The sequence below is a fragment of the Streptomyces glaucescens genome (assembly GCF_002154375.1).
GTDB lineage: Bacteria > Actinomycetota > Actinomycetes > Streptomycetales > Streptomycetaceae > Streptomyces > Streptomyces glaucescens.
The window spans coordinates 1-4558 of record NZ_MUND01000846.1 but is presented as its reverse complement, the minus strand read 5'-3'; the positions used below and the strand labels follow the sequence as shown (position 1 = coordinate 4558).

Genomic DNA, 4558 nt, shown 5'->3' with positions numbered 1-4558 from the left:
GAAGCGTCCGGTGCCGCGCGGCGGTCCCGGGCGGCCGACGCCCCGGAACACCGGGACGGGGCTGCGGCCCGCCAATCCTCGGCTGCTGCGGCAGCGCCTGTTCGTGTTCGTCGTGGTGACCCTGCTCGTGGCGCTGGGCATCGCCGTGGTGCAGGGCTGCCAGGGACCGGCCCGGGGGCTCGGCGACGAGCCGGGCGGGGGCCGCGAGCGGCAGGAGCAGGTGCGGACCGACTACCGTCCGCTGGACGGCGAACCGTTGATGCTCCAGCGGTACGAGTCCACGTTCGAGCTGTCCGAGTAGCCGTACGGCTCGATGCCGGGCGTCCGGGCCGTCGTCGTCACGGCTGGGGGCGGCCCGTCGCGACCGCGTAGAAGGCGACCGCCGCCGCGGCGCCCACGTTGAGCGAGTCCACGCCGTGGGACATGGGGATGCGGACCCATTCGTCGGCGGCGACCAGGGCCTGGGTGGTCAGGCCGTCGCCCTCGGCGCCGAGCATCAGGGCGACCCGGTCCATGCGGTGCGGGGCGGCTTCGTCGAGGGGCCTGGCCTTCTCGTCGGGGGTGAGGGCGAGGAGGGTGAAGCCGGCCTCGCGGACCGACTCCAGGCTCTTGGGCCAGGTGTCGAGACGGGCGTACGGGACGGAGAAGACCGCGCCCATGGAGACCTTCACGCTGCGGCGGTAGAGGGGGTCGGCGCAGTCCGGGGAGAGCAGCACCGCGTCCATGCCGAGGGCTGCCGCCGAGCGGAAGATGGCGCCGATGTTGGTGTGGTCGTTGACCCCCTCCATGACCACGACGCGGCGGGCGGTGCGGAGCAGGCCGGCCGCCGTGGGCAGCGGCTTGCGCTGCATGGAGGCGAGCGCGCCGCGGTGCACATGGTAGCCGGTGACGCGTTCGGCGAGTTCCGGGTCGACCACGTAGACGGGGGCCGGGAGCTCGTCGATGACGTCGCGCATGGCGTCGACCCACTTGGCGGAGAGCAGCATCGACCGCATCTCGTACCCGGCGTCCTTGGCCCGCCGGATGACCTTCTCGCCCTCGGCGATGAACAGGCCCTCGGCGGGTTCGCGTCTGCGGCGCAGCTCGACGTCGGTCAGGCCGGTGTAGTCGTACAGGCGCGGGTCGTCGGGGTCCTCGACGGTGATGAGATCGGCCACAGGGTGATACTGCCTTGCTCTGGATGGGCTGCCAACGACTCGGGACGGGTGCTGTTACCCCGGGTTATGCCGAGGTCGCGGGGCCGACGCCGACGACCTCTCCGATGACGATCACCGCCGGAGGCCTGACCTCCCGGGTGCGGACCGTCTCGGCGACCGTGGCCAGGGTGGCGTCGACCCGGCGCTGGGCCGCCGTCGTGCCCTCCTGCACCAGGGCGACCGGGGTCTGCGGGGACTTGCCGTGCGCGATCAGGGTCTCGGCGATCTTGCCGATCTTGTCGACGCCCATGAGGACCACCAGTGTGCCGGTGAGCTTGGCGAGCGACGGCCAGTCGACCAGGGAACGCTCGTCGTCCGGGGCGACATGGCCGCTGACCACCGTGAACTCGTGGGCGACGCCCCGGTGGGTGACGGGGATGCCCGCCGCGCCCGGGACCGAGATCGAGCTGGAGATGCCGGGGACGACCGTGCAGGGGATGCCCGCCTCGGCGAGTGCCTGCAGTTCCTCCATGCCCCGGCCGAACACGTACGGGTCGCCGCCCTTCAGCCGGACGACCGACTTGCCCTGCTTGGCGTGCTCGATGAGCGCGTTGTTGATGGCCTCCTGGGCCATGAAACGGCCGTACGGGATCTTCGCCGCGTCGATCACCTCGACGTGCGGGGGCAGCTCCGCGAGGAGGTCGCGCGGGCCGAGGCGGTCGGCGATGACCACGTCCGCCTCCGCGAGCAGGCGCCGGCCGCGCACCGTGATCAGGTCCGGGTCGCCGGGGCCGCCGCCGACCAGGGCGACGCCCGGGGTGCGGGTGCGGTGGTGCGGGGCGACGAGGGTGCCGTCGCGCAGGCCCTCGACCACCGCGTCACGGACGGCGGCGGTGTGGCGGGGGTCGCGGGACCTGGTGTCGGTCGTGAGGACCGCGACCGTGACGCCCTCGCTGTGGCCCGTCGCCGGGGTCCAGGCGGTGGCCGCGTCGGCGTCGTCGGAACGCACGCACCACACCCGGTGGCGTTCCGCCTCGGCGGAGGCGGCGCGGTTGGCCTCGGTGTCGCTGGTGGCGATCAGGGCGTACCAGGCGTCGGCGAGGTCGCCGTCGGCGTACGGGCGCCGCTCCCAGGTGATCTCGCCCGCGTCCGCCATCGCCTCCACGGACGGGGTGGCCTCGGGAGAGACGAGGCGGATGTCGGCGCCCGCCGCGATCAGGGCCGGGAGGCGGCGCTGGGCGACCTGGCCGCCGCCGAGGACGACGACCCGGCGGCCGGTCAGGCGGAGGCCTACGGGATAGGCGGGGTGTTCGGCCATGAGGGGACGGCTCCTCGTGCGGGCAGGCGGGGGGCGCTTCGGCATCGGAGCAGCCCTGACGTGCGGATTTTAGAGGGCGGACGGGGCAGGCGGCAGGGGCGGTCCGATGGCTGAACACCGGACCGCCCCGTGGGGCGCGCCTACTTCTCGGTGACGCCCGCCGAGTCGAACGTCGCCACCTCGTGCATCGCCCGGGCCGTGCTCTGGACCATCGGGAGAGCCAGGAGGGCGCCGGTGCCCTCGCCGAGGCGGAGGTCGAGATCGACCAGGGGGCGCAGGCCCAGCTTGTTCAGGGCGGCCACGTGACCGGGCTCCGCGCTGCGGTGGCCCGCGATGCAGGCCGCCAGCACCTCGGGTGCGATGGCGCGGGCCACGAGGGCCGCGGCGCCCGCGCTGACGCCGTCGAGGATCACCGGCGTCCGCAGGGACGCGCCGCCGAGGAGCAGACCGACCATGGCCGCGTGCTCCAGGCCGCCGATCGCGGCGAGGACGCCGATGGGGTCGGCCGGGTCCGGCTGGTGCAGCTCGATGGCGCGGCGCACCACCTCGGTCTTGCGGGCCAGCGTCTCGTCGTTGATGCCGGTGCCGCGGCCGGTCACCTCGGCCGGGTCGGTGTCCGTGAAGACGGAGATCAGGGCGGCGGACACGGTGGTGTTCGCGATGCCCATCTCGCCGGTCAGCAGCGCCTTGTTGCCGGCCGCGACCAGGTCGCGGGCGGTCTCGATGCCGACCTCGATGGCCTGCTTGACCTCCTCGCGGGTCATCGCCGGACCGGTGGTCATGTCGGCCGTGCCCGGCCGGACCTTGCGGGGCAGCAGGCCCGGGGTGGCCGGCAGGTCGGCGGCGACACCGACGTCGACGATGCAGACCTCGGCGCCCACCTGATTGGCGAACGCGTTGCAGACCGCTCCCCCGCCGAGGAAGTTCGCCACCATCTGCGCGGTGACCTCCTGCGGCCACGGGGTGACGCCCTGGGCGTGCACACCGTGGTCGCCGGCGAAGATCGCGACGGCCGCGGGCTCCGGGATCGGCGGCGGGCACTGGCGGGACAGGCCGGCCAGCTGCGCGGAGATGATCTCCAGCATGCCGAGCGCACCGGCCGGCTTCGTCATGCGCTTCTGCCGCTCCCAGGCCTCGCCGAGCGCCTTGGCGTCGAGCGGGCGGATCTGGGCGACGGTCTCGGCGAGCAGATCGTGCGGCTCCTCGCCGGGCAGCGCGCGACGGCCGTACGTCTCCTCGTGGACCACCCAGGACAGCGGGCGGCGCTTGGACCAGCCGGCCTGCATCAGCTCGGGCTCGTCCGGGAACTCGTCGACGTACCCGACGCAGAGGTACGCGATGACCTCCAGGTGCTCGGGCAGGTCGAGGGCGCGGACCATCTCACGCTCGTCGAAGAAGCTGACCCAGCCGACACCCAGACCCTCCGCGCGGGCGGCGAGCCACAGGTTCTCCACCGCGAGGGCGGCGGAGTACGGCGCCATCTGCGGCTGGGTGTGGCGGCCGAGGGTGTGGCGGCCGCCGCGGGTCGGGTCCGCGGTGACGACGATGTTCACCGGGGTGTCGAGGATCGCCTCGATCTTCAGTTCCTTGAACTGCTTCGCCCGGCCCTTGGGCAGCGACTTCGCGTACGCCTCCCGCTGGCGCATCGCCAGCTCGTGCATCGTGCGGCGGGTCTCCGCCGAGCGGATGACGACGAAGTCCCAGGGCTGCGAGTGGCCGACGGAGGGCGCGGTGTGGGCCGCCTCCAGGACGCGCAGCAGCACCTCGTGCGGGATGGGGTCGCTGCGGAAGCCGTTGCGGATGTCGCGCCGCTCGCGCATGACCTTGAGGACGGCCTCACGCTCGGCGTCGTCGTAAGCGGGCGCGGCCGGGCCGGTGGACTGTCGTGCTTCTGCCACGGGGGCCGTGCCCTCTTCTTCCTGGTCTTCCTGGCCGGCGCCCCGGGTGTCGAGGTCGTCGGCCCGCTGTACGAGCGCCATGTCCGCGTCCGCCTCGGCCGCCACGGGGGCCGCCGCCGGCTCCGCCTCGCGCGGGCCGGGGACCGGGACGGCGGGCTCCGGCCGGGGCGCGACTGCGGCCTGGCCCTCCGGAGCCGTGACCACGC

The 4558-nt window shown here is 73.9% G+C and carries 3 protein-coding genes and 1 pseudogene; 1 reads left to right on the top strand and 3 read right to left on the bottom strand.

Translation table 11 applies throughout. The features are described 5' to 3' along the window. A pseudogene (locus CCN42_RS38240) lies at positions 1-301 on the top strand (serine/threonine protein kinase); the annotation flags it as partial. Between the two features lie 37 nt (positions 302-338). Here CCN42_RS38240 and CCN42_RS38235 read toward each other — a convergent pair. From CCN42_RS38235 to cobT, 3 genes are all read right to left on the bottom strand, one after another. Next, positions 339-1157 (bottom strand): TrmH family RNA methyltransferase, encoded by an 819-nt coding sequence (locus CCN42_RS38235; RefSeq protein ID WP_086741832.1) that lies wholly within the window; start codon positions 1155-1157, stop codon positions 339-341. A 64-nt stretch (positions 1158-1221) separates the two neighbouring features. After that, positions 1222-2454, bottom strand: coding sequence for a uroporphyrinogen-III C-methyltransferase (gene cobA / locus CCN42_RS38230; RefSeq protein ID WP_086741831.1), 1233 nt, complete (start codon positions 2452-2454; stop codon positions 1222-1224). A 140-nt stretch (positions 2455-2594) separates the two neighbouring features. Then, a partial coding sequence (cobT, locus tag CCN42_RS38225) for a nicotinate-nucleotide--dimethylbenzimidazole phosphoribosyltransferase (RefSeq protein WP_245877663.1) occupies positions 2595-4558 on the bottom strand: 1964 nt, incomplete at its 5' end.